The sequence below is a fragment of the Streptomyces gelaticus genome (genome assembly GCF_014649535.1).
GTDB classification, from domain to species: domain Bacteria; phylum Actinomycetota; class Actinomycetes; order Streptomycetales; family Streptomycetaceae; genus Streptomyces; species Streptomyces gelaticus.
Genome location: NZ_BMTF01000005.1, coordinates 204,918 through 226,677, shown reverse-complemented (window position 1 = coordinate 226,677; position 21,760 = coordinate 204,918). Strand labels below are relative to the sequence as shown.

The following is a 21,760-nucleotide window of genomic DNA, read 5'->3' as shown; positions in this document are numbered from 1 at the left end:
CGGAACACGTCGTTTTCACGGGCAGGGGACTCCCCTCGTGGTCCCCTGCCCGTGTTTTTTCGAGTTAACAGTGACGTTGCGTGTTTACGCAAGCCCGTTCCCGTACGGCCCACCGCGCTGAAGACGCCCCATCAGGGCTGGTTACAGTACGAGCACGTTGACCGAATCGAAAGCCGTGCGGCGCCGATCGGACGGGGCGGACACGTGGGGGCTGGATGGGCAGCGGCAGGGAACACGGGCCGGAGCTGCGGACGTTGCAGCAGAAGGTCGAGTACATGGTCGAGAAGACGTTCCCCGGACAGAAGATCTCGGGGCGTGTCTTCGCCGATCTGGTCAAGGAACGTGGCGGGTCGCTCTCGCACAGCTACTTCTCGAACATCCTGGCCGGAAAGGTCACCCATCCCTCCGAGGACATCCTCAAGGCGCTCGGCCTGGGCTTCGGCGTGGACTGGCGGTTCTTCAAGGAGGAGTCCGAGGTCGTCGACGACGTCGTCGCCGGTCTGCAGTTCCTCGCGATGCGGCGTACGGGGGAGATCAGCGGAGTGGCCGGGCGCGGCCTCGACGAGGACGGCCTCCCGGCGGAGCTGCTGCAGTTCGCGCTCTCCCTGCTGGAGGACGCCAGGGGCCGGCAGGGTGCAGCCGACGGCGGCGCCCGCCGTGGCGAGCCGGAGAAGTAGCCCTCCATGTCGCTGCGCGAACTACGGAAGGAGTGCGAGGCCGGGCTCGCCGACCTGCCCATCCCCGCACCCTTCTCCATCGACGCACTGGTGGCGAACATGGAGGCGGCCCGCGGCCGCACCATCGTGCTGCACGAGATGCCCGACCGGCTGGCCCGCGTCAACGCCGCCTGCGGACTGCGCCTGAAGACCGGCGGGACCAGCTTCGTGCTCTACCGCCGCCGCCCGACCGCGTACCAGACCCAGCACGTCATCCTGCACGAGCTGTGCCACGAGTGGTTCGACCACGGCACCTCGCTGGACCCCGAGCAACTCCGGCGCCTGCTGCCGGTCTTCGACACCTCGCTGATCACCCGGGTCCTCGGGACCGACCCCCCGCCGTCGCCGCAGCCGTCGCCGGTCGCGGCCGAGATCGTCGACGTGCTCCGGTCGGGGGACGGCACCGTGCAGGCCCGCGCGCAGTACGACACGCACGACGAGCGGATGGCCGAGTTCGGTGCCTCGCTCATCCCCCGTATGGCCATGGACGTGACGAGCGACGACATGGTGGGGCGGTTGGCCAACTCCCTCTCCCGCCCGGTCGCCAACCGCCGCCGGGGCCTGTTCCGCCGCTCCTGACACCGACCCGTCCCCCGTCTCTCTCCCCCACCACACCGAGGACTCCGCAGTGACCCCGCTCGACCTCGCCGGCTACCTCATAGCCGTCCTGATGACAGCCGTCGCCCTGTGGCGCATGCCGGCAGCCCTGTGGGGTGACGAGGAGGACAAGCGCCGCCGGGCCCTGTGGGGCTGCTACGCGGGATTCGCCGCCGCCCTGTGGACCAAGACCCGGGCCGTACGGCTCGCGCTCAACGACAGCGCCGTCACCGACCTCGCCGTCCTGATCAAGCACTACACGGCGACGATCGCCATCCTGGCGATCCTCAGCTACATCGTCGCGATCTACGGCCAGTACCCCGACGGCGGGACCGTACCGCGCCATGTGCGGTTCGCCCGCGCCATCCAGCAGGTGGCGGCCAAGGCGTCGATCGCCACCCTGATCCTGCTGACGGTGCTGTTCTTCACCGTCGTCGACCGCTCCACCCCCTCGGACCGCTTCGTCGCCGACCACGCGGGGCAGTGGGGGGCCACGCTGTACATGAGCGTGTTCTACCTCTACCTCGGTGCCGCGTCCGCCGTCTGCGCGTACCAGTGGGCGCTGGCCACCGCCAATGCCGGGCTCCGCCATCTGCGGGTGGGCCTCGGGATGATGACCTTCGGCATGTTCATCGGGGTCGGCTACACGGTCAGCCGGACCCTGTTCCTGTGGGTCAGCGTCATCGACACCCCCAGCGAGTCCTTCGCGCTCCGCTTCGACGAGATCACCGAGGCCGCGCAGGTGGTGCTGTTCGCCTTCTTCGCCGTGGGCGCTTCCATCCCCGCCCTCAGCAAGGGGCAGCGGCGCGCGAAGCTCTGGCGGGCCCAGGTCGAACTGCACGGCCTGTGGCGTGAGTTGATGACCGCCTTCCCCGAGCAGCCCTTCGATCCCCCGGCCTGCCTCGCCCGCGAACTCACCCGCTTCGACACCCCTGCGGACCTGCGGATCGACCGCTGGGCCGCCGACATCGCGGACGCGGTGGAGAAGCTGCGCCACTACGTGCCCGACAGCCTGCTCCCGGCCGCGAAGGCCGCCGCCGCGGCGGACGGCACCACTGACCCGGACCGGGCGGGCCCGCTCGCCGAGGCGTACTGGATCAAGGCGGCGCTCACCGCGAGGAACGGCGGGGCGCCCGCCTCGACGGCCGCGGCGGTGGAGACCCAGCACGCCACCGACCAGGACGGCGAGGTGGCCTGGCTGGTCCGGGTCGCCACCGCCTACCGGACGGTCCCGCAGGACCGGGCGGCACAGGTGCTGGCGGACGCGATGCCCGCCGCACCCGGCCCGTCCACCGCAGCCGCAGCACCCCGCACGGCCTCCAACGAGGAGACGGCATGACCTCCACCGACACCACCGACACCACCGCATCGCCGGACAACGCCACCGCGCGCACCGTCACCGATGTCTTCCAGCCCCGCAACGTCCTGCTGGTCGGCATGCTCGGCATCGGCCTGGCCACCGCCGGTCACTGGACCGGTCTGCTCTGGGGATTCCTCGGCGCCCTGTGCGCGGGCCTCATACCCGCCGGGTACATCGAGTGGGAGCGCGGGCGCGGCACCTGGGGCGACCGCCATGTCGTCGACCGCACCAAGCGGGCCCCGATCTTCTTCGTCATCCTCGGCTCCATCGGCACCGGTTCGGTGGTGATGGTGCTGGGCCACGCCCCGACCGGCATCCTCGCGGCGATGCTCGCCCTCTGGGCGATGACCGTGGTGCTGCTGACCGTCAACACGGTCTGGAAGATCTCGGTGGACGCCGCGGTCGCCTCGGCCGTGGTCGCCCTGCTCGCCGCGGTCCACTCGCCGTGGTGGCTGCTCGCCTACGCGATGACGGTCGCCGTGTGCTGGTCCCGCGTCGCGCTCGGGTACCACTCGGTGGCACAGACGGTCGCCGGGGGCTCGCTGGGCGCCGCGACGGCGGCCGTGTTCCTGCTCGTCTGATCCGCGCCGGCCCGGGGCGCGGTCCGCGGCGCCCCGGCCCGGCGTGGCGGACATGCGGGCACCGTCGGGCTGTTCGGCATCACCAGCCTGGAGCTGGGCTGACCCGCCGCCCGGGGTCAGGTGGCGTCGGGCGTCCGCGCCGCCGGGTTCCGGGTGCGGGAGGCCAGCACCGCTATGTCGTCCTCGGCCCCCGGACCGAACCGTTCGAGGACCTCGTCCAGCAGGGCATCGAGGCTCCCACCGACCGGAATGGTCAGTTCCTTGAGGCGGCCGACCGAGACGTCGATGTCCTCGCCGCGCCGCTCGACCAGACCGTCGGTGTACAGGAACAGCACCGCGTCCGGCTCGAACTCCAGCAGCGTCGTCCGGTACCCGCCGAACCCGGTGCCGAGCGGCGGCCCCACCGTCACCTCGTCACACACCCTGGCTCCCGCCCGCGGATCGATCAGCACCGGCGGCAGATGCCCGGCGCTCGCCACCTCGCACGCCGTGCCGGACCGGTCGACGACGGCCAGCAGACAGGTCGCCGCCCGGTCCGGTCCGGACCGTTCGACCATCCGGTCCAGCTGTTCCAGGATGCGGTGCGGTGGCAGCTCCTCGTCGGCGAGCATCCGCAGCAAGGAGCGGTAGTGGCTCATGGCGACCGCCGCCTCCATCCCATGCCCCATCACATCGCCCATCGCATTGAGGTGCCGTCCGTCCCGCAGCGGGATGATGTCGAACCAGTCGCCGCCGACCATCACGCTCCGGTCGGCCGGCAGATACCGGGTGGCGAGCTCGATGTGCGGGTGCGGCGGGCGCGGCTCGGACAGCAGGGAGCGCTGGAGCTCCAGGGCGATGGTGTGCTCGTGGGCGTACCGGCGGGCGTGGTCGAGGTCGACGGCGGCCCGGCCGGCCAGTTCCCGGGCGATCACCACATCCTCGTCCGCGAAGACTGGTGAGTCGCCCGCCCGGATCAGGCCGAGAATGCCGAGCGGGCCGCTGCGCACGGTGAGGGGCACGATGACCGCCGAGTGCATCCCGAGGGCCCGGTAGGCGGCGAGCCGTTCGGGGCCGGGGGCGGAGCGCAGGAGCTGTTCGTCCGTGGTGAGGTTCTCCACCACGGGCCGGCTGGCCGCCAGACAGCGCTGTACGGCCGCACCCTCCTGGTAGTCGATGTACTCGCCGGTCAGCCCGAAGGCGTGCAGCTCGTCACGCAGTCCGGGCACGGCCTGCAGCGCCGCCCGTCGCAGCCGCAGCACACCGGGCGGCGCAGGCCGGACCTGTGGGGCGACGTCGGGCGGGAACACCTCGACCGTCGCGATGTCCGCCAGCCCCGGCACGACGAGGTCGACCAGTTCGGCACAGGTGGTGTCCATGTCGAGGGTGGTGCCGATCCGGGCGGCCGCGGTGTCGAGCAGCGTCAGATGGCGCCGGGCCTGCTCCAGCTCGCGCTGCCCCTTGTCCGAGGCCATCACCTCCATCACGATCCCGGCCAGCCCCACGATCCGCCCGCCGATCTCCAGCCGGTGGTACGCCCCGTGCCAGTACCGCCGGACCGTGGCGGCCGCGGCCGTGAATCCGCTGGAGGTGATCTCGCGGGGCTTCCCGTCGGCGAGCACCGCCCGCATCATGTCCTCGCGCGCGTCGACCCCAGGAAGGACCTCGGCGACGGTGCGTCCGAGGTGTTCGGCGGCCGGGATGCCGTTGAGCCGTTCGAGGGCCGGGTTGACGTAGAGGTAGCGCAGCTTCGTGTCGAGCACGCCCACCCCGGCCGTGGTGCCGTCGAGCAGGGCCGCCAGGGTGCGGGGGTCGAACGGCACAGGGCTGTCCGCGTACGCATCGGCCGGCACGTCAACCTCCTGGGTGGGCGCGGACCGCCCGCTGCCCGGCCTCTCAATCGTCGGCCGCCCGCCCGCGCCGCGCATCCGCAGGCCGCGGCACCCGGCCGGGCGGCCGCCGTTCGTGCCGGGCCCCGTAACGGATCGCGGGGCCCGAACGGTCTCTCTGTCAGGTGAGCGGGTGCGAAGTCCGGCCGGACGCCTCGTCGATCTCGTCGTGCGCCTTCGTCAGCATCTTCATCGCCAGTTCGTTGAGCGCTCTGGCTCCCGCGATCTCCTCGCCCACCCTCGGCTGGTTCTTGTCGGAAGGATGGCGGCTCGCGTATCCGTGGGCCCGCACCTCGCTCCCGTCGGGAAGCCGCACCAGGGCGGCCGCGCGGGTGCGGTGGGTGTCCTCGGCGAATTCGAGCTCGATGTGCCATCCGACAGTTGTCATCACCATGACGATCACCTCCCTACCAGAGTGCGCCCGTTCCCGCGCCCCTGCACCACGGCACCGCTCCCTGTTCCGTCATGCCTCCAGCAGGTCCGGGCCCGAGGGTGCCGTCGACAGCCGTGGCGTCCGGCGGAAGGCCGAGGGCCCGTGCCACCGGCCCGGGGAATGAGAGGGCCCCTCTCACGCCACGAGATTGGGGTCGTATCCGAGCGCGAGCAGAGTCCGGCGGAAGTCCGTGCCGAGGCCGGAGCGGTGGACGGCGTCGACGAACGCGCCGTGGCTGAAGGCGGCGTTCGCGTCGTGCCCCCTGATGGCGAGGACGAATTTCTTCCCGTCCTCGGCGTTGCCGAGCAGCTTGCGCAAGGTCCGAAAGCCGTCCGACGCTCCCTTGGCGTCCTGGTCGATCGTCGTGGCCGCTTTGTTCTCGTTCGACAGCTCTCCGCCGGGCCGCTTCCGCTTCTTCGTCTCGATGCTCATCAGATCCCGGTACAGACCGGCCAGGCTCACCTGCTGCGGAAGGATGTTCACGACGATGTTCGACGCGGGAAGCTGCGCCGGTGCCGCTCCGGCGGGAGTGGTGGTGGCGGTGGGCTGGTCGGCGAGATCCTGCGGCTCGGGCTGGTACATGTACGCCGAGAGCGACGGGACGCCGCCGACCGACAGGAGCCCGGTGTTGGTCACGGCGGCGGTCTCGATGTAGCCGCCCAGGGTCCCCGAGTTCTGCCGACGCAAGCCGGGACGACCGGAGTTGGTGGCCATCGCGTGGGCGGCCGGGTCCACCACGCCGTTCATGGCATCGGCCTGCGAACCGTGCAGGTTCCTGAAGTGCGCGCCCTTGGTGAGGGTCAGCGTGGGCAGGTTTGCGTTGGTGGGTTCCTTCACCGTCCCCACCCACTGCGTCGGCACCCAGCGCTGGAAGGAGACGGTCTCCGCGAGCAAATGGTCGGCCAGGGTCCTGGTGGGGTCGATCGGCGACGGCTGCGCCGCCAGTGCGGTGAGAACCGGGCCGGGAATGATGCCCGCCGCCGCCAGTTGCTGTCCGGTGCGCTGGTACGTGTCCGAGGAGTACCCCACCTCGACCCGGTAGTAGAACGGCTGTCCCATGCGCATCAGTTCCTCGGGGATGCTCTCCCAGCCCCGCATCAGCCCTTGGTTGAAGTTCCTGTTCTCCTGGGGCGCGATGTTGCCGTGCACATCCGCGTCCCGTGCCTCCATCAGGGTGTGCTCGACCAGATGCCCGCCGTCGTAGGTGTTGCCCAGGTTCTGCCGCCCGAAGATGGCCCGCTCCATGACGCCGAAGTGGCCGTACGGCCCGATCACGCCGTTGTCCCGGTTGCTGCCGTCCGCGTTGCGGTGGGACACCGGGTCGATCTCGGCCGTGACCTGTCCGGCCCGGTGGAAGCCGGTCCTGTAGTCCCCGGACCTGACCAGGCCCAGTGGGGCGAAGAAGTACTGCTCCGGCAGCCCGACTGCCCGGAAGTACGGCTCGAACGCGGTGTGCAGGCTGTCCACGGGCAGCGGAGCGTTCTTCTCCTTGGGCGTGTTGTCGGTGAAACGCGACTTCCGCTGGATCACCGGCGTCCCGCCGCGGGTCGCCGGGACGGCCCGCTGGACCGGCGCGCCGTCCTGCCGGGCGCCTTCGCCGGATACATCGGACACGCCGGATTCGGGGCTTACGGGGGCAGTGGGTATGGGCGCGGCCATGACCCGGCTCGCGGTTCTCTCCGCCTCCCGCTCGAATCGGTCGGACGGATCGGAGACCCGCAGCCCGGAACCGTTGTCCTGCCCGCTCACCGGCCCCCGGCGCTGCTGGATGACGTGCGTCAGCTCATGCGCGAGAGTGTGCCGGTCGACGCCGCCGCCACCGAGGACGATGTGGTTGCCGCTGGTGTAGGCATGAGCACCGATCTCGGCGGCGGAGGCCCTGGCGGCGGTGTCGTCGTGCACGCGGACATCCGAGAAGTCGGCACCCAGCCGGGATTCCATCTCGGCACGGAGAGCACCGCCGAGGGGCCGTCCGGGCCCGCGCAGCACGTCGTGCACAGCGGAACGCTGCACGTGGGGCGTGTCCTGTTCGCCCACGTCACCCGCGCCGCCCGCCCAGGGATGCCCGGCCGCACGAAGCATCTGCAGGACGACCGCGTTCCCCACACTGCCCTGCTGCGCCATCAGCCCCGCCGGTGGCACTCCGTGCCCCGCCGCCGGGGTACACGGCACCGGCGTACGGGAGCGCTCGTTCCTTCCGGTCCTGTCCTGGTCGTGGGCACGCAAAACGGGACCTCTTCCCTTCTGGGAGCACCGACGCTTCCTGGATACGGGGTGAACAGGGGGTTCGGCCAGAGGATTGAGGGCAGGGCGGGGCGGCCGGGCGGACAGGATGAGGTGGCCGGGCGGGCAGCGTCGGGCGAGTGTTGCCGGGGCCGCCCGGGGTGCGCAGGCGGCGCGGCGCCCCGTCCGAACGGGCCGGCACCCCCATGGGACCGGCCCCGCATACGCGGACGCCATCCCCGCGCCCCTGCACCGCACCCCGCTCCGTCACGCCTCCAGCAGGTCCAGGTCGAGGGTGCCGTCGACCGCCGGGGCGTCCGGCGGGAGGCCGAGAGCGTCCGCGACCGGCCCGGGAAGCGGGCCCAGCTCCAGCAGCCCGGCGACGACCTGGGCCGTCAGCGCGTGCCACTGCCCGGCGCGCCGGACCATCGCGTGGTCGCTGCCCCGGATCGCGACCAGACAGGAGCGGGCACCGGCGAGCCGGGCACGGGCCGTGAGGCGCTGGGAGGCCCGGGGGCTCGTGATGCGGTCCCGGGTGCTGTGCAGCAGCACGACGTCGCGGCCCGCGAGCTGGTCGACCGGGTCTTCGGCCGGACACCAGGCGGCGAGGCCCACCACCCCGCGCACCAGCGGGTGACCGGCGGCACGCAGGGCGGCACGGGCCCCCATCGAGTGGCCGACCAGGACCACCGGGATCTCCCCGGCCTCACGGGCGAGGGCGTCCAGGGCGCGTACGGCGTCGTGCAGCGGGTCCTCGCGGGGGCCGTTCCAGCCGCGGTGGGCGTAGCGGGCGGTACGTACGAGAACGCCTCCTGCCGCACCGTTGGTCGCCCCGGCGACGGACCGGGCGAACGGGCGCATCCGCACCCCGGGCAGGTTCAGCGGACCGGGCAGCGGCGCGGCCAGGCCCGCCTCGGCGCCGCCGTGCAGCAGAAGCACGGCCGCGGACGGCCGGGCGGCGGACGGCGGTGCTGCCATGCGTGACCTCCTGGTGCGGGAGCCGGCCCTGTACCGAGCATGCTGTACGCAAGGCACCGGGAAGAAACCCGGCCGCACCGAACACGGAGGAACCGACATGGGATCGTCACCGCAACTCGGCCTGCCCGCCCCGGACTTCACCCTCCCGGGCGGCGTGCTCACCGGCGAGGACTTCGAACGCCGCGACTACGCGCTCGCCGGGGCGCGCGGCCGTTCCCTGGTCCTGGCGTTCTACCCGGGCGACAACACGGCCGTGTGCACCAAGCAGCTCTGCTCGTACTCCTCGGGCATGGGGGCCTTCGGCGAGCTCGACGCGGAGGTCTGGGGGATCAGCCCACAGGGTGTGGACAGCCATGAGTCCTTCGCCCGCGCCCACGGTCTGCGGATGCCGCTGCTCGCGGACACCGGACGGGAGACCGCGCGGGCGTACGGCGTCGCGGCGCCCGGGATCGGGGTACGCCGCGCGGTCTTCCTCATCGGCCCCGACGGCGTGCTGCGCTGGAAGCACGTCGCGCTGCTCGGTGCCACGTACCAGTCGCTCGACAAGCTGACCGAACAGCTCTCCGGCATCAAGAGCGCGTAAAGACTGCCGGAACCCGGCAGTGCCGGCTGCCGGGCAGGTGTGGGACCATCCAGCCGGTTCGACGGAAATGTTCGGGGGATTTCGGAGATTCCGGAGATCTCGGGGAGGGTGATCACGTGACCTTGTTTCTCGGTCTCGGCATCGCGGGAATCGTTCTGCTCGCGCTGTCCCTGATCTTCGACGGAATCCTCGAAGGCCTCTTCGGGGGCGTACTGGACGGCCTCTTCGACGGCCTCCTGTCCCTCCCGGTCATCGCCGGATTCCTCTCGATGCTCGGCTTCGGCGGCGCGATCGTGCTCGGCACCACCGGCGCCGGTACGGTCGCCGCGACCGCCGCCGGAGTGCTGGCCGGACTCGTCGCGGCCTGGCTGACCTGGAAGTTCAGCAAGGCCCTGATGCGGGACCAGACCAGCACCACACCGCGCGGCGACGACCTCGTCGGCACGTCCGGGTCGGTCGTCACGGCCATCCCGGCCGACGGCTACGGCGAGGTCCTGCTGCGACTCGCGGGCCAGCACGTGAAGCTGGCGGCGAAGAGCGCGGTGCCGGTCGAGCGGGGCGCCGAGATCTGGGTGGAGGCCACGCTGTCGGCCACCTCGGTCGCGGTCCGCCCCGTCGAGCGCTGAGCCCGAACCGCCGGACGCCTGGTCCGACCCGCCGGGGCACCGAATCCAGCCCGCCGGGCGCCCACCACCGCCCGAACCGATCCATCGCGCCGAACCGATCCACCGTGCCGCACCGCGGCACACCACCGAAACCGAGCTGCCGTCCCCGCAGGGAGGCAGGGGGGACACCTTTATGAGCCCAGTCGTGACCGCAGTCGTCGGAGTCGTCGTACTCCTGGTGCTGCTCGCACTCGTCGTCATCACCCGCTACAAGGTCGCCGGGCCCAGCGAGGCGTTCATCATCACCGGCCGCCGCGGCAAGAAGTCGACCGACCCGGTGACCGGCCGCACCAGCATCGACAACAGTGGCCAGAAGGTCGTCGTCGGCGGCGGCGTCTTCGTCGTCCCGTTCGTCCAGCAGAAGTTCACCCTGGACCTCTCCAGCCGGCACATCCCGGTCGCGGTGCGCGGCGCCGTCACCCTGCGCGGTGTGAAGTCCCATCTGGAAGGCGTCGCGATCGTCAAGGTCGGCGGCAGCGAGGAAGCGATCCGGGCCGCGGCCCAGCGCTTCCTCCAGCAGCAGGACGGCATCGTCGGCTTCACCCAGGAAGTGCTCTCCGGTGCGCTGCGCGCCATCGTCGGCCGGATGTCGGTCGAGGACATCATCCGGGACCGGGCCGCGTTCGCCGGGCAGGTCGCGGAGGAGGCCGAGGCCAGCCTCTCCGGCCAGGGCCTGATCCTGGACGCCTTCCAGATCCAGGACATCACCACCGAGGGCTCCTACCTGGAGGACCTCGGCCGCCCGGAGGCCGCCCGCGCCAAGCAGGAGGCGGACATCGCCGAGGCGATCGCCAAGCAGGCCTCCGAGCAGGCCCGGCTGAAGGCCGCCGAGGAGATCGCCATCGCCGAGCGGACCTTCTACCTCAAGCAGGCCGAGATCAAGGCCGAGACCGAGGCCGCCGCGGCCAAGGCCAACGCGGCGGGCCCGCTCGCCGAGGCGGCCCGTCAGCAGGAGGTCCTCACCGAGCAGGAGAAGGTCGCCGAGCGCCAGGCCGCACTGACCGACCGTGAACTCGACACCAAGGTCCGCAAGCCCGCCGACGCCGCCCGCTACCGGGCCGAGCAGGAGGCCGAGGCCCGCCGGATCGCCCAGGTCAAGGAGGCCGAGGCGGACGCCGAGCGCTCCCGGCTGACCGGTCAGGGCGAGAAGCTGCACCGCTCGGCGCTCGCCGACGCCGTCCGCATCGAGGGCGAGGCAGAGGCCGCGGCCATCGCGGCGAAGGGTGCGGCCGAGGCCGAGGCCATGCAGAAGAAGGCGGACGCCTTCGCGCAGTACGGCGACGCGGCCGTGCTCCAGATGCTGGTCGAGGTGCTGCCGCAGGTCGTCGCCAAGGCGTCCGAGCCGCTGAGCGCCGTCGACAAGATGACCGTGATCTCGACGGACGGCGCGAGCCGACTGTCGCGTACGGTCACCGACAACGTCGCCCAGGGCATGGAACTCCTCAACGCCACCACGGGAGTCGACCTCGCCGCCCTGCTGAAGAACCTCAAGGGCTCGGGCCCCGAGGCGGAGGTCCCGGCCCAGCCGGAGAGCACCACCCCGAACGGGAAGATCGAGATCACCGACTGATCCGGCACACCGACGCCGCTACGTGCCCGGGTGGTTGCACACCACCCGGGCACGCCCATGTCCGGACTCAGTCCGCCAGGTCCACCCGCACGGTCAGCAGGTTCGTCCCCACCGCCCGCACGACGGCGCTGTTGTAGCGCGGCAGCGTCCTGAGCCGGGCGCGGGCGTTGTCCTCGGGCAGCGGATGCGCGATCCCGTCGTACCAGCGCCCCGCCACGCGTACCCGGACCCGGGGGTCGGCCCGGATGTTGCGGATGTACTGCGACTTCTCGCCGAACTCCGAGACCAGCCAGAACTCCTGGCCGGTGCGGCGCCCGCCGACGGGGGTGCGACGCGGCAGCCCGGACGTACGACCGGTCGTCTCCAGCAGGGTCTGCGACCTCGACCGTCTGGCGAGCGGATTGACGACGTTCCGCTGGAGCGAAGTGACCGCCCTGAACCTGAGATCCCCAAAGCCCGCCATCACGTGCCCCTTCCGCCGGTGACCGTGAGCTTACGACCCCGCCCCCGCATCGCGGACGCTTCCGGAAGCCCGCGTGGCGGCGAGAACGGCAGGCGGACCCGCTTCCGCCCCTCGCTCCGCCCGCTGCTCACTCTCGATGATCGCCGCGACCCGCTCCCGCCACGGCAGCGGATCGGGTTCGCTCTCCATCTCCGCCCGCCGGGCAGCCCAGTAGGCCCGGTTCGCCTCACGGGCACACGGCCCGCACAGGGCCTCGTCCCCGACGGGACGGAACACATGCTCCTCGCCCTCCCCCTCGCAGACGATGAACTCCCTTACGGGCGTAGACGAAACGGGTGGGACCGGGGCCGGGGCCGCCACGGGCGCCGGAAGCTTCTGGACGAGCCGGTGACGCAGGAACCCGACGGCGGACCGTACGCCCTCCTTGGGCAGCTCACCGGTCAACGCCCGCCGCAGATCCGCAGCACTCACACCGCGCCGGATCCACTCGGCCGCGACTTCGGCGAGCCCCCGCGCCTCACGGACCCCGAGGTGCAGCTGCGGATTCGCGTGCCGCAGCGAGAGCAACACCCGCTCGCCCTCCGCGACTTCGGAAGCCCCGGAGGCTTTGACCACTTCGGAGACCGACCGACCGAGCACCCGGCTGACCGACGGCCGGATTCCGCGTACCCGGACGGGCGGCCGGGACCGCAGGAGCCGACGGGGCGCCGAGCCTGTCGTTCCGCACCGCAGCAGCCTCTTCGGCCGTCAGAGGTACATTCGCGAAGAGCTGGTCGGTCACCCAGAACCCGCGCTCCCCCTGCCGCTTCCACTCATGCACGAACCCGTTCGCGATCAGCTGCCCCTTGGCCCTCTGATAGGCCCTGCCGGTGATCCCGAACTTCTTCGCATGGTCACTGAGCGCCTTGTCGGCCTGCTCTTCGGGAAGCCCCTGTACGTACAGGAGAAGAATCTTCGCGTCACTGTTCAGACGCGGATGACGCACGACATCGTGCGAGGCCTTCGTGTAGCGCCGAGAGGGCGCGATAGCATGCCAGAGCATCTCTGGTGGACCTGGTTTCCACTTGTGGTGAAGGCCCTCGGCGCGGTGCTCGTAACACCCCCGGGGGCCGCCCCATGCGCAGCAGCACACGGAGCGTGATGACGCGATCACGGTACCGCATGGAATCGGCACCCTGCGCCACAACCGAGAACTCGGATACGAAGCAGGCCAAACCGAAGAATTCCCGCAGGGCCGTGCACCCCGAGGCGCCTTGACTCTGCGGTGACCGCCGTTCACCACCCCTGTGGCACGTACCGGCACAGCCGCCCGTGCGACTTCAGGGGAGAGCCCGACCGGAAGGATAGAACTCGACTTCTCACCGGTTGCCCGAACCGATCCACCTCGTTACAGTTATTGCAGATGCAATACTCGCCGGGGTCAGTGATTGGAGGCGGCCATGGCTCGTTCCAGCGTTCTTGCCCGTGCTGAGAAGATCGAACCGGACCCTTCGCACCAGGACACATTCGCCGCGACTGCTCGGATGGCACCGGAGTCGGTCGAGGTGCTGGTGCGCACCCTGGACGGCAGGGAACTGGCTCTACCAGCGGAACTGGTCCGCGTACTCCTGGCCTCGGCCGGTGAGTTGGCTCGCGGACATGCGGTTACGGTCCTGGCGTCCGAGGTGCAGTTGTCGCCCACCGAGGCCGCTGAGCTTCTTGGCCTGTCTCGGCCGTTCGTCGCCCGCTTGCTCGATGCCGGCGACATCCCCTCGATGAACCTGCCCGGCAGCAGTCACCGCGTGGTCCGCCTTGCGGACGTGCTGGCGTTCCAGCAGCGGCGTGAGCGCCGCAGGGAGGGCCGGCGTCAGATCGCTGATGCGTTGGAGGGCGCCGATCTGCCCTGATCGTGGGTGTCCCTGGTAGTCGTCAGGGAAAAGAGGGGGAGCGTGGCAGCGCGGGTCTTTGTGGACACCAACGTCTCATTTCCGTTCTCGGTGACAGACGTGATGCTGGCCCTCACCGAGGATTCCATCCACGAGATCGTGTGGTCCGAACGGCTGCTCGCGGAGTGGGAGCGGGTCATCGTCCGGGAGGGCAGGCGCTCGGCGGAGTCGGCTGCCGCGGTTGCTCAAGCTGTCCGACGCTTCTTCGCCGACTGTGAGATCGGGGCGGCGGACTACGGGCATCTTGTGGATGAGATGCCGGGCGACGACCCCGACGACCGGCACCATGCGGCGGCAGCCGTGGCTGCCGGGGCCGACGCGTTGATCACGTGGAATCTTGCCGACTTCCCTGCCGGTGAGTTGGCTGCGCGTGGAGTGCGGGTGGTCGACCCGGATTCGTACCTGTGCGGGCTGTACCGGGAGTTGCCGGATGAGGTGATGGAGACGGTCTTCAGGCTTGCCGGAGAGAAGGGCAACCCGCCAGTCACGATCGCTGACGCCATCGCCCGACTCTCGAAGGCTGGTCTGCCCTGCTTTGCCGACCTTCTGACGCGGCACCTCGGGTGCCGATTGACGTGATGTGGCGCGCAAGGCGGCGCACGACGCCCGAATTGGTCTGGCCGACAGCGAAGGCCCAGGTTTGGCCCGTCAACGACCCGCCCGATGGGCAGACCGATCAGGGCGCCGCAAGGTGACGGGACCGTCCGGGCAAGGTCTCAATTCTTCGTGCGCACTGAAGCGGCCGCCGGGTTCTGTTCCTCCACAGCCGGTCGAAGCCGGGGAAGGCTCAGCGACCTGCTTCTTCCCGCGTGTCGAAGGCTTCACGGGCGCGCGTGATGGCGCGCATGTTCTCAGAGGCCCACCCCAGCAGCACGTCGATGGGAGGCCGCAGCGTCTTGCCGAGCGGCGTGATCCGATATCTGATCGCCACCGGGCGGGTGGAGACGACCTCGCGCTCGATCACGCCGTTCCGCTCAAGTCGCCGAAGTGTCGCGGTCAGCGACTTCTGCGTGACCTGCGGGATGGCTCGGCGCAACTCGTTGAAGCGGCACGGGCGTTCGCACAGTTCGCTGAGAACGCTGAGCGACCACTTGTCGAGGACCTGGTCGAGCAGTTCGCGATGCGGAGGGCCGATGAGGAATTCGTCCTCGGTATCCATGGAGAAACCTGGTCTCGTTGAAGTGTCCTTCTTCCACTAAGTAGCTTACGGATACCTACCTCAGAAGGAGAACACTGATGGCTGTCCAGCACTTCACGCCGGAAGGCATGCTGCAACCGGCTCCGTGCCACCACGTCGCCGTCGGCACCGGCACGACACACATCCACGTCAGCGGGCAGGTCGCCCGCCGGGCCGACGGGACCCCGGTCGCACCCGGCGACCTGGCCGGGCAGGTCGCCCAGGCACTGCGCAACACCTCCGTCGGCCTGACGGGCGCGGGCGCGTCGTTCGCAGACGTCCTGCGCCTGACGTTCTACGTGACCCGATGGAGCCCGGAGAAGATCGGAGACTTCATGGCCGGTGTGGAGGCCGTCGCCGACGAGATCGGGCTCCAGCTCCCCATGCCGCCGGCCTCCCTGATCGGTGTCGAGTACCTCTTCGAGCCGGATGTGCTCGTAGAAGTCGAAGCAACCGCGCTGCTCGGCTGACTCTTGAGGTATGCCTTCCAGCCTGCCTCCATGCGATCGCCACCGCGGGCGCCGGGGCCGGGTAGCCGGATCACAGCGGATGGCTCGTCCGGCGCTTCGGAGCGCGCCGGCCCCGCCGCGTGGTTCACCACTGGGCAATCCGTACGGCCGGTCGCCTCCGAGGCTTCGCGGAGGCGGGTGGCTGTGTCAGCTGCACGGCCTACGCTGCACCACGGGCTGTTGCCCGAGGGATCGCCACTGCCGTCATCTGCTGCGGAGACCATGTGTGAAGACAGTCGTAAAGGAGGGCTACTCGACCTTGTCACCTGCCGATCAACGCTGTGAGCCACCCCGGACGGCGGGCCGGCGGCGCGGAGTTCTGTGCGGTCCGCGACAACTCAAGAGCGCGTCAGGCTCGAAGCCGTCCACTCAGGGCACTTACCTCACCCGGCGATCTGCTAACCGATAGGTTCATCCCATGCCCGGCCGCCTTCTGGAACTACACGTCGAGAACTTCCGCAGCCTTCGCGACGTGACTATCCCGCTCGGACCGCTCACCGTGCTGGTGGGCCCCAACGGAGTGGGCAAGTCCAACGTACTCAAAGTGTTCGACTTCCTTGCCGCGATCATCCGGACCGATCTCCAGCCCGCGCTCGACGAACGCGGTGGATTCGACGAGGTGGCCTTCTGGGGCGGCGACAAACCGCCGACTTCGATGGTGGTCCGGCTCAAAGCGGACTGGACGACGCATGCGAGTGTCAAAGCTCCGGATGAGTACTCGCTGACCATTCGCAGGCGTTCCATGCCTGGTAACCGCGACTCCTACACCTTGTCACGCCAGGAAAGTTTTCAGTTCAAGCGAACACAAGGGCGAGGCCGTCGTGTCACCATTTCCGGGGATGAGGCCCGCGTCGTGGACGAGAGGGCCGGCCGCGAGTCCGATGGGGGTAGTTTCGGAATCCAGCGGTTGAGCAGTGGCCTGTCCACCTTGCCCAGGCTGGGGCGTGCGGACGGTGGGGAAGAGGTTGCGAGAGTTGCAGACCGTCTGTCATCTTTCAGGGTTTTCGATGTGGACGTCGCCGCTGCTCGACAGCCGACACGCACCCACTCGATCAGGGCCGGCCGTTTGGAATCCCATGCGGAGAATCTGGCGGCCTTTCTGATCCAGCTCAGTACGGACGAGGCGCGCTGGGAGCATCTGACACAGGATGCACGCCGTATCCTTCCGCAACTGGACGCCATCGAATTCGAGCAAGTCGGTGGCTATGCCGATCGACTGGCAGTGGTACTACATGAACACGGCCTGCGTCGGACCACTCCGCTCGCCGACGCTTCTTTCGGAACGGTGCGTCTTCTGGGTCTGCTGGCCATGCTTTACGATCCCCAGCCTCCGGCCCTGACGTGTGTTGAGGAAATCGACCACGGTCTGCATCCTCAAGCCCTTGAACTCATTGTGGAGCGGATGAGGGAAGCGTCAACGCGAACGCAGTTCATCGTGGCGACCCACTCACCGGCGCTTGTCGACCGACTGGAGCCTCACGAGTTCATCGTGTGCGACCGTGACGAAGACGGTGCGTCCATCATTCCCGCTCTGACAACGGACGAGATCGAGACGATCGTTGCGGAGACGGGTGATCAGCCCCTGGGTGAGCTGTGGTTCTCCGGCGTACTGGGTGGCGACCTGACGGAGGACGAACTGTGAGCCGCAGGCGTATACCAAAGTCCCTGAGGCGAGGTGTAGTTGTGCTTGCAGGTGAGAGTGCGAATGACCGCCGCATACTGGCCACGTTCATCAAGGCCGCCCATCCTGACCTTGCGGCTACTGTCACTCTCACTGAAATCACCGACCCGGTGCGGCTGCGGAAGAAGTCCGGTGCCGAACTGGCGACGGCGGCAGGCACGTTGGTGAGCAAGGCGCGCGGCAAAGCCTGCTTGAAATCCGGCGAGTTTGTGGGGATCGCTGTCCACGAAGACATGGATGCCTGCCCTGGACCTGCCTACGACATTGCGCGGAAGGCGGTATCGGCTGCACTGGCCAAAGCGACTGGCGCTTCCTCCTCTGTCTACGCGCTTGCTGCCGCGGAGTCCGAAGCATGGCTCCTCCTTTTTCCGGAGGCATTTACGCTCTACCGATCCTCATGGAAAATCCCGGCGACGTGGCAGGGGAAGGACAGCGGGCGTCGGCAGAATCCGAAGGAGGACCTCGAAAACCTTCTCGCCAGCCCACGCTTCAGGGAGAGTGATGGGCCCGAGATCGCATCTGCAGCCTTTACGAAGGGATTGCTTGCGGAGCCCAAAGGGTCGAATCGTTCTTACCAAGAGTTCGTTACAGACATCTGCGGCTGGAAAATTCCCCACCTGCCGAGTCGTTGACCTACGCTCGGACGAACTGAAAACAAGCAAGGCCCTGGTCGCCGACCAGGGCCTTCGTCATGGATCGGGTGACGGGAATCGAACTGGCGCTCGAAACTGGGCAGTCCTTGATCATCCGGAGCAAGGCCGGGATCGACGCCGGAGCCATCGAGAGGGATCGAGATGCCGATGACGATTCACGTCATACCGGACAGGCTTGATTCACCGCTCGAACTCATCACTCACGTGTGAAGCGAGTCCGATGAGCCCGCGCCCCACAGGCGGCGGGAGCCTCCGGATAAGGTAATGCGGAGATAAAGAGATCGCCAAGTGCGTCCAAGAGCCGCCGCACCCTCGGGAGGAAGCCATGGGAACCCACCGCACCACGCTGCCCGGAGTCGGTGTGCAGTACGACTACACGACCGAGTCGGGCCAGCACATCTCCGTCGTCGTCCACCACGACGGACGGCGGTTCATCGGCTTCTACGACCAGGACGACCCTGATTCGTGCCGGCTCTCGGTACCCCTGACACCGCAGGAGGCCACCGGCCTCGCGCACCTCATCGACTCGGCGCCCATCGACGCCGTACGCACCGACGGCATCGACCTGGTCACCGAGCACATCCCGCTTGGAAGCCGCTCCCCGTACGGCGGGCGGCTGCTCGGGGACACCAAGGCGCGGACCCGGACGGGGGCCTCGATCGTGGCGGTGCTGCGGACGCACAGTGCGCATCCGTCCCCGGGGCCGGACTTCCGGCTGGCCATCGGCGACACCCTGGTCGCCGTCGGAACGCGCGAGGGCGTCGACACGCTCTCCGAGATCATCGCGGAGGGCTGACCGTGCACGACACGACCGCACTGCTGGTGGAGCTCGGCTCCGTCATTCTGGGACTGGGCATCATCGGCCGCCTCGCCGGGCGGGTAGGGCTTTCGCCGATCCCGCTGTATCTGCTGGCGGGGCTCGCGTTCGGCGAGGGCGGGCTGCTGCCGCTGGGGGCCAGTGAGGAATTCACCGCCGTCGGCGCCGAGATCGGCGTCATCCTGCTGCTGCTCCTGCTCGGCCTGGAGTACAGCGCCTCGGAACTGGTGACCAGCCTCAAGACCCAGTACCCGTCCGGAGCGGTGGACTTCGTGCTCAACGCGACGCCGGGAGCGGTGGCGGCGCTGCTGCTCGGCTGGGGGCCCGTGGCGGCGGTCGCGCTGGCCGGGGTCACCTGGATCTCGTCGTCCGGGGTCATCGCGAAGGTGCTCACGGACCTCGGGCGGCTGGGCAACCGGGAGACGCCCGTCATCCTCGGTGTGCTCGTCATCGAGGACCTGTCGATGGCCGTCTATCTGCCGCTGCTCACCGCGATGCTCGCGGGAGTGGGCCTCGCCGGGGGCAGCATGGCCCTGCTGATCGCGCTCGGCACCGTCGGGTTCGTGCTCTATCTCGCGCTGCGGCACGGGCGGCTGATCAGCCGGGCGGTGTCCTCCGACAATCCGGAGATGCTGCTGCTGGTCGTCCTCGGGCTGACCGTCCTGGTGGCTGGTGTGGCCCAGGAGTTGCAGGTGTCCGCCGCCGTCGGCGCGTTCCTGGTCGGGATCGCGCTCTCGGGCGAGGTCGCCGAGGGCGCGCGCAAGCTGCTGACGCCGCTGCGGGACCTGTTCGCCGCCGTCTTCTTCGTGTTCTTCGGGCTCTCCACCAATCCGGCCGAGATCCCGCCGGTGCTGCTCCCCGCGGCGCTGCTGGCGATCGTCACCGTCTTCACCAAGATCGCCACCGGCTGGTACGCGGCCCGGCGGGCCGGAATCGGTTCGCGCGGACGGTGGCGGGCGGGCGGAACGCTCGTCGCACGCGGTGAGTTCTCCATCGTCATCGCCGGTCTGGCCGTGGCGACCGAGCCCCGGATCGGGCCCATCGCCACCGCCTATGTCCTCATCCTCGTCATCGTCGGACCGCTCACCGCCCGCTGGACCCAGCCGGCCGTGGCCCGGATCCAGTCCTGGCGCGGCCAGGACGGCAAGGACGGCGGCGGCAAGGGGAGCGTCGAGGTCCCCGCGGCGCGTCCGGCACCCGCCGCGCCCGCCGTCCAGGAGGAATTCGCCTCCTCCGCCGACTGAGACAGGACCGAAGCAGGGCCGAGGCCGACCTGCGGCCGGATGTACGTACGGGCCCGGTGGACGACCGTCCACCGGGCCCGTACGGCTCACAGCGGGGTCGCCGCGTGCAGGATGCCCACCAGCGTGACGGCGGCGTTGAGCGAGGACAGCGCCGAGGCCGTCGTGCCCACCGCCGCGATCAGCGCCGCGAGGGCGGCATGGGCGGAGGAAGGCGGCCACAGCCGGGCCGGCGGGACCGGGGCGAGCAGCGCCTCGACCCGGCGCGGCACGGGGCCCGCCGGGGCCGCGAAGGCGGCGAAGCCGGCCGAGACGTCCGGGGCGCGATGCGAGTACAGCGCCGCCTTGCCGACCGCGATCGCCACCACCCGTCGGTCGCCGACCGCGCACGCGGCCTCCTCGTCCGCCCACCGTTCGGTGCTGAACGACACCGCGGTACGCAGCGGCAGCAGGAACGGGTTCGCGCGCGCCGCGAGTTGCACGGCCAGCAGACAGCGGTGGTGCCGGGCGGCCAGATGGGCCCGTTCATGGGCGATCAGGGCCCGCCGCTCACGGTCGTCCAGACACTCCGTCATCGCGGTCGAGACGACGACCCGGCCCGGACTCCCGGGCAGCGCGTAGGCGTACGGCTCCGGGTCCGGCAGTACCGCGACGTCGCCCGAGACGACGGAGGGCGCGGCGGCCAGCGCGCGGCCCGCGCCGATACGCAGCCGCACATGGCGGTACACCGTCCACCCGCACGCCCCGAGGACCGCCGCCAACGCCCCGATCGCGACGATGCCCGCGTTCACCTCGTACGGCACCGCGGCCCGCACCTCCGGGTCCGACCAGCTGTCCGGCAGCGGGTTGCCCGGCAGTTGGGCGGTGCCCACCACCATCAGCAGGCCCAGGCAGAGCGTGCTGCACAGCGCGAGCAGCACGCCGACGGCGGCGAGCAGCCGGGTCGCGCTGCGGGGGTGCAGATGCTGCTCGGCCAGGCGCGCGATCGGCAGCGCGGTCAGCGGCAGCACGAGCGGCAGGTAGACGAAGACACCCATCGGCGGGCTACAGGCCTTCCGTGTCACGGAGGTTGCCCGGATCGTCCGGGGCGTCCGCCCGCGCCAGCAGGACGCGCAGCCGCTCCTCGTCACCCGGGGAGAGGGCCGAGATGAAGCGGGCGAGCACGGCGTCCCGGTCCCGTTCGCCGTCCAGCACCCGGCGCATCCGCAGGGCCGCGAGACCGGCCTCGTCGGAGGCGGAGGTCCAGGTGTAGGAGCGGCCCTCGCGGGATCGGGTCACGGCCTTCTTCGCGTAGAGGCGGGAGAGGATCGTGATGACGGTGGTGTACGCGAGGTCACCTTCGAGGTGTTCCTGGACCCAGCCGGCCGTCGCGGGGCCGTTCGCCGAGCGCAGTACGGCGAGCACCTGGGCCTCCAGTTCGCCCTGCCCGCGCCTGCGCAGCCGCCCGCTTCCGGGAGGTGCGGCGTCGCCACCGCCTTCCGCTCCGGAGAGCGGGTCCGCGTCGGCGGGCACTGTGCCGCGCGGTCGTTCGTTGTCCGGGTGGCGGCCGGGCCTGGCCGAGTCCATCGGGGGTCCGCCCTTCTGCGATGCCGCGTCGGCCGCGGCGTCGCAGCATCTTACTGACCGACGTTTCCGGGACACAGCGGGCGCCCCTGCTGTTAACTTCTACACGTCTGTAGAGTTGGACCTCAATCCGGCAACGCACCGCAACGCAACATAT

The 21,760-nt window shown here is 70.0% G+C and carries 23 protein-coding genes; 14 read left to right on the top strand and 9 right to left on the bottom strand.

The genetic code is table 11. The features are described from left to right. Nucleotides 1–215: 215 nt before the first annotated feature. The 4 genes from IE107_RS09890 to IE107_RS09875 are packed head-to-tail and all read left to right on the top strand — an operon-like array spanning nt 216 to nt 3,254. A complete protein-coding gene (locus tag IE107_RS09890; protein WP_189543256.1) occupies nt 216–677 on the top strand; it encodes a hypothetical protein in 462 nt (153 codons plus the stop codon). Between the two features lie 6 nt (nt 678–683). Beyond that, nucleotides 684–1,295: a toxin gene (locus IE107_RS09885; RefSeq protein WP_189543254.1), complete on the top strand. Its 612-nt coding sequence runs from the start codon at nt 684–686 to the stop codon at nt 1,293–1,295. Nucleotides 1,296–1,344: 49 nt separating this feature from the next. After that, nucleotides 1,345–2,652, top strand: coding sequence for an MAB_1171c family putative transporter (locus IE107_RS09880; protein WP_189543253.1), 1,308 nt, complete (start codon nt 1,345–1,347; stop codon nt 2,650–2,652). Continuing rightward, nucleotides 2,649–3,254, top strand: a complete 606-nt coding sequence (locus tag IE107_RS09875; RefSeq protein ID WP_189543251.1) for a phosphatase PAP2 family protein — start codon at nt 2,649–2,651, stop codon at nt 3,252–3,254. The genes IE107_RS09880 and IE107_RS09875 overlap by 4 nt, the downstream gene beginning before the upstream one ends. A 116-nt stretch (nt 3,255–3,370) precedes the next feature. On the opposite strand, the gene IE107_RS09870 is transcribed toward IE107_RS09875, so the two are convergent. The 4 genes from IE107_RS09870 to IE107_RS09855 form a co-directional block, all read right to left on the bottom strand. Beyond that, a complete protein-coding gene (locus IE107_RS09870) occupies nt 3,371–5,086 on the bottom strand; it encodes a SpoIIE family protein phosphatase (RefSeq protein WP_229866804.1) in 1,716 nt (571 codons plus the stop codon). Between the two features lie 157 nt (nt 5,087–5,243). Next, complete coding sequence (locus tag IE107_RS09865; RefSeq protein ID WP_189543247.1) at nt 5,244–5,516, bottom strand: DUF1876 domain-containing protein; 273 nt, start codon at nt 5,514–5,516, stop codon at nt 5,244–5,246. 174 nt (nt 5,517–5,690) lie between these two features. Beyond that, nucleotides 5,691–7,727, bottom strand: coding sequence for an eCIS core domain-containing protein (locus IE107_RS09860; RefSeq protein WP_373302418.1), 2,037 nt, complete (start codon nt 7,725–7,727; stop codon nt 5,691–5,693). Between the two features lie 318 nt (nt 7,728–8,045). Further along, nucleotides 8,046–8,756: an alpha/beta fold hydrolase gene (locus IE107_RS09855; RefSeq protein ID WP_189543245.1), complete on the bottom strand. Its 711-nt coding sequence runs from the start codon at nt 8,754–8,756 to the stop codon at nt 8,046–8,048. A 97-nt stretch (nt 8,757–8,853) separates the two neighbouring features. On the opposite strand from IE107_RS09855, the gene IE107_RS09850 reads away from it, so the two are divergent. The 3 genes from IE107_RS09850 to IE107_RS09840 all read left to right on the top strand — a co-directional run bounded on the left by IE107_RS09850 (nt 8,854) and on the right by IE107_RS09840 (nt 11,574). After that, on the top strand, nt 8,854–9,339 hold the full coding sequence (locus tag IE107_RS09850; RefSeq protein ID WP_189543243.1) for a peroxiredoxin: 486 nt from the start codon (nt 8,854–8,856) through the stop codon (nt 9,337–9,339). Between the two features lie 116 nt (nt 9,340–9,455). Then, nucleotides 9,456–9,965, top strand: coding sequence for an NfeD C-terminal domain-containing protein (locus IE107_RS09845; protein ID WP_189543241.1), 510 nt, complete (start codon nt 9,456–9,458; stop codon nt 9,963–9,965). A gap of 172 nt (nt 9,966–10,137) precedes the next feature. Next, entirely contained in the window at nt 10,138–11,574 is a 1,437-nt protein-coding gene (locus tag IE107_RS09840; protein WP_229866803.1) for a flotillin family protein, read from the top strand. Nucleotides 11,575–11,641: 67 nt separating this feature from the next. On the opposite strand, the gene IE107_RS09835 is transcribed toward IE107_RS09840, so the two are convergent. After that, the gene (locus IE107_RS09835) at nt 11,642–12,037 is read right to left on the bottom strand and encodes a nitroreductase/quinone reductase family protein (RefSeq protein WP_189543239.1); all 396 of its coding nucleotides are present in this window, start codon (nt 12,035–12,037) and stop codon (nt 11,642–11,644) included. A 30-nt stretch (nt 12,038–12,067) separates the two neighbouring features. Beyond that, nucleotides 12,068–12,652 carry a hypothetical protein gene (locus IE107_RS36075; RefSeq protein WP_373302417.1) on the bottom strand — a complete coding sequence of 195 codons (585 nt, stop codon included), beginning with the start codon at nt 12,650–12,652 and terminating at the stop codon, nt 12,068–12,070. A gap of 824 nt (nt 12,653–13,476) precedes the next feature. Here IE107_RS36075 and IE107_RS09825 point away from each other — a divergent pair. Both IE107_RS09825 and IE107_RS09820 read left to right on the top strand, forming a co-directional pair. Next, nucleotides 13,477–13,923, top strand: a complete 447-nt coding sequence (locus IE107_RS09825; RefSeq protein ID WP_189543237.1) for a helix-turn-helix domain-containing protein — start codon at nt 13,477–13,479, stop codon at nt 13,921–13,923. A gap of 6 nt (nt 13,924–13,929) precedes the next feature. Beyond that, the gene (locus IE107_RS09820; RefSeq protein ID WP_229866802.1) at nt 13,930–14,541 is read left to right on the top strand and encodes a VapC50 family PIN domain-containing toxin; all 612 of its coding nucleotides are present in this window, start codon (nt 13,930–13,932) and stop codon (nt 14,539–14,541) included. A 208-nt stretch (nt 14,542–14,749) separates the two neighbouring features. Here IE107_RS09820 and IE107_RS09815 read toward each other — a convergent pair whose 3' ends face one another. Continuing rightward, a complete protein-coding gene (locus IE107_RS09815; protein ID WP_189543235.1) occupies nt 14,750–15,121 on the bottom strand; it encodes a winged helix-turn-helix transcriptional regulator in 372 nt (123 codons plus the stop codon). Between the two features lie 77 nt (nt 15,122–15,198). Between IE107_RS09815 and IE107_RS09810 the strand changes: the two genes are divergently transcribed. From IE107_RS09810 to IE107_RS09790, 5 genes are all read left to right on the top strand, one after another. Then, nucleotides 15,199–15,609, top strand: coding sequence for a Rid family hydrolase (locus tag IE107_RS09810; protein ID WP_189543233.1), 411 nt, complete (start codon nt 15,199–15,201; stop codon nt 15,607–15,609). A gap of 457 nt (nt 15,610–16,066) precedes the next feature. Further along, entirely contained in the window at nt 16,067–17,290 is a 1,224-nt protein-coding gene (locus tag IE107_RS09805; RefSeq protein ID WP_189543231.1) for an AAA family ATPase, read from the top strand. Between the two features lie 41 nt (nt 17,291–17,331). Next, nucleotides 17,332–17,961 (top strand): hypothetical protein, encoded by a 630-nt coding sequence (locus IE107_RS09800; RefSeq protein WP_189543229.1) that lies wholly within the window; start codon nt 17,332–17,334, stop codon nt 17,959–17,961. A gap of 346 nt (nt 17,962–18,307) precedes the next feature. After that, complete coding sequence (locus IE107_RS09795) at nt 18,308–18,778, top strand: cation:proton antiporter regulatory subunit (protein WP_018553765.1); 471 nt, start codon at nt 18,308–18,310, stop codon at nt 18,776–18,778. 2 nt (nt 18,779–18,780) lie between these two features. Then, a complete protein-coding gene (locus IE107_RS09790) occupies nt 18,781–20,043 on the top strand; it encodes a cation:proton antiporter (protein WP_189543227.1) in 1,263 nt (420 codons plus the stop codon). A gap of 86 nt (nt 20,044–20,129) precedes the next feature. On the opposite strand, the gene IE107_RS09785 is transcribed toward IE107_RS09790, so the two are convergent. Together IE107_RS09785 and IE107_RS09780 are read right to left on the bottom strand one after the other, a co-directional pair. Then, a complete protein-coding gene (locus tag IE107_RS09785) occupies nt 20,130–21,077 on the bottom strand; it encodes a M56 family metallopeptidase (RefSeq protein WP_189543451.1) in 948 nt (315 codons plus the stop codon). A gap of 7 nt (nt 21,078–21,084) precedes the next feature. After that, nucleotides 21,085–21,606, bottom strand: coding sequence for a BlaI/MecI/CopY family transcriptional regulator (locus IE107_RS09780; RefSeq protein ID WP_189543225.1), 522 nt, complete (start codon nt 21,604–21,606; stop codon nt 21,085–21,087). Nucleotides 21,607–21,760 lie beyond the last annotated feature (154 nt).

Bases quoted from the DNA above. Each gene is read 5' to 3' on its own strand.
- IE107_RS09785 (WP_189543451.1), bottom strand. From the start codon at position 21,077: ATGGGTGTCTTCGTCTACCTGCCGCTCGTGCTGCCGCTGACCGCGCTG.
- IE107_RS09875 (WP_189543251.1), top strand. From the start codon at position 2,649: ATGACCTCCACCGACACCACCGACACCACCGCATCGCCGGACAACGCC.
- IE107_RS09795 (WP_018553765.1), top strand. From the start codon at position 18,308: ATGGGAACCCACCGCACCACGCTGCCCGGAGTCGGTGTGCAGTACGAC.
- IE107_RS09825 (WP_189543237.1), top strand. From the start codon at position 13,477: ATGGCTCGTTCCAGCGTTCTTGCCCGTGCTGAGAAGATCGAACCGGAC.
- IE107_RS09840 (WP_229866803.1), top strand. From the start codon at position 10,138: ATGAGCCCAGTCGTGACCGCAGTCGTCGGAGTCGTCGTACTCCTGGTG.
- IE107_RS09815 (WP_189543235.1), bottom strand. From the start codon at position 15,121: ATGGATACCGAGGACGAATTCCTCATCGGCCCTCCGCATCGCGAACTG.
- IE107_RS09810 (WP_189543233.1), top strand. From the start codon at position 15,199: ATGGCTGTCCAGCACTTCACGCCGGAAGGCATGCTGCAACCGGCTCCG.
- IE107_RS09805 (WP_189543231.1), top strand. From the start codon at position 16,067: ATGCCCGGCCGCCTTCTGGAACTACACGTCGAGAACTTCCGCAGCCTT.
- IE107_RS09780 (WP_189543225.1), bottom strand. From the start codon at position 21,606: ATGGACTCGGCCAGGCCCGGCCGCCACCCGGACAACGAACGACCGCGC.
- IE107_RS09850 (WP_189543243.1), top strand. From the start codon at position 8,854: ATGGGATCGTCACCGCAACTCGGCCTGCCCGCCCCGGACTTCACCCTC.
- IE107_RS09855 (WP_189543245.1), bottom strand. From the start codon at position 8,756: ATGGCAGCACCGCCGTCCGCCGCCCGGCCGTCCGCGGCCGTGCTTCTG.
- IE107_RS09865 (WP_189543247.1), bottom strand. From the start codon at position 5,516: ATGGTGATGACAACTGTCGGATGGCACATCGAGCTCGAATTCGCCGAG.
- IE107_RS09835 (WP_189543239.1), bottom strand. From the start codon at position 12,037: ATGGCGGGCTTTGGGGATCTCAGGTTCAGGGCGGTCACTTCGCTCCAG.
- IE107_RS09885 (WP_189543254.1), top strand. From the start codon at position 684: ATGTCGCTGCGCGAACTACGGAAGGAGTGCGAGGCCGGGCTCGCCGAC.
- IE107_RS09890 (WP_189543256.1), top strand. From the start codon at position 216: ATGGGCAGCGGCAGGGAACACGGGCCGGAGCTGCGGACGTTGCAGCAG.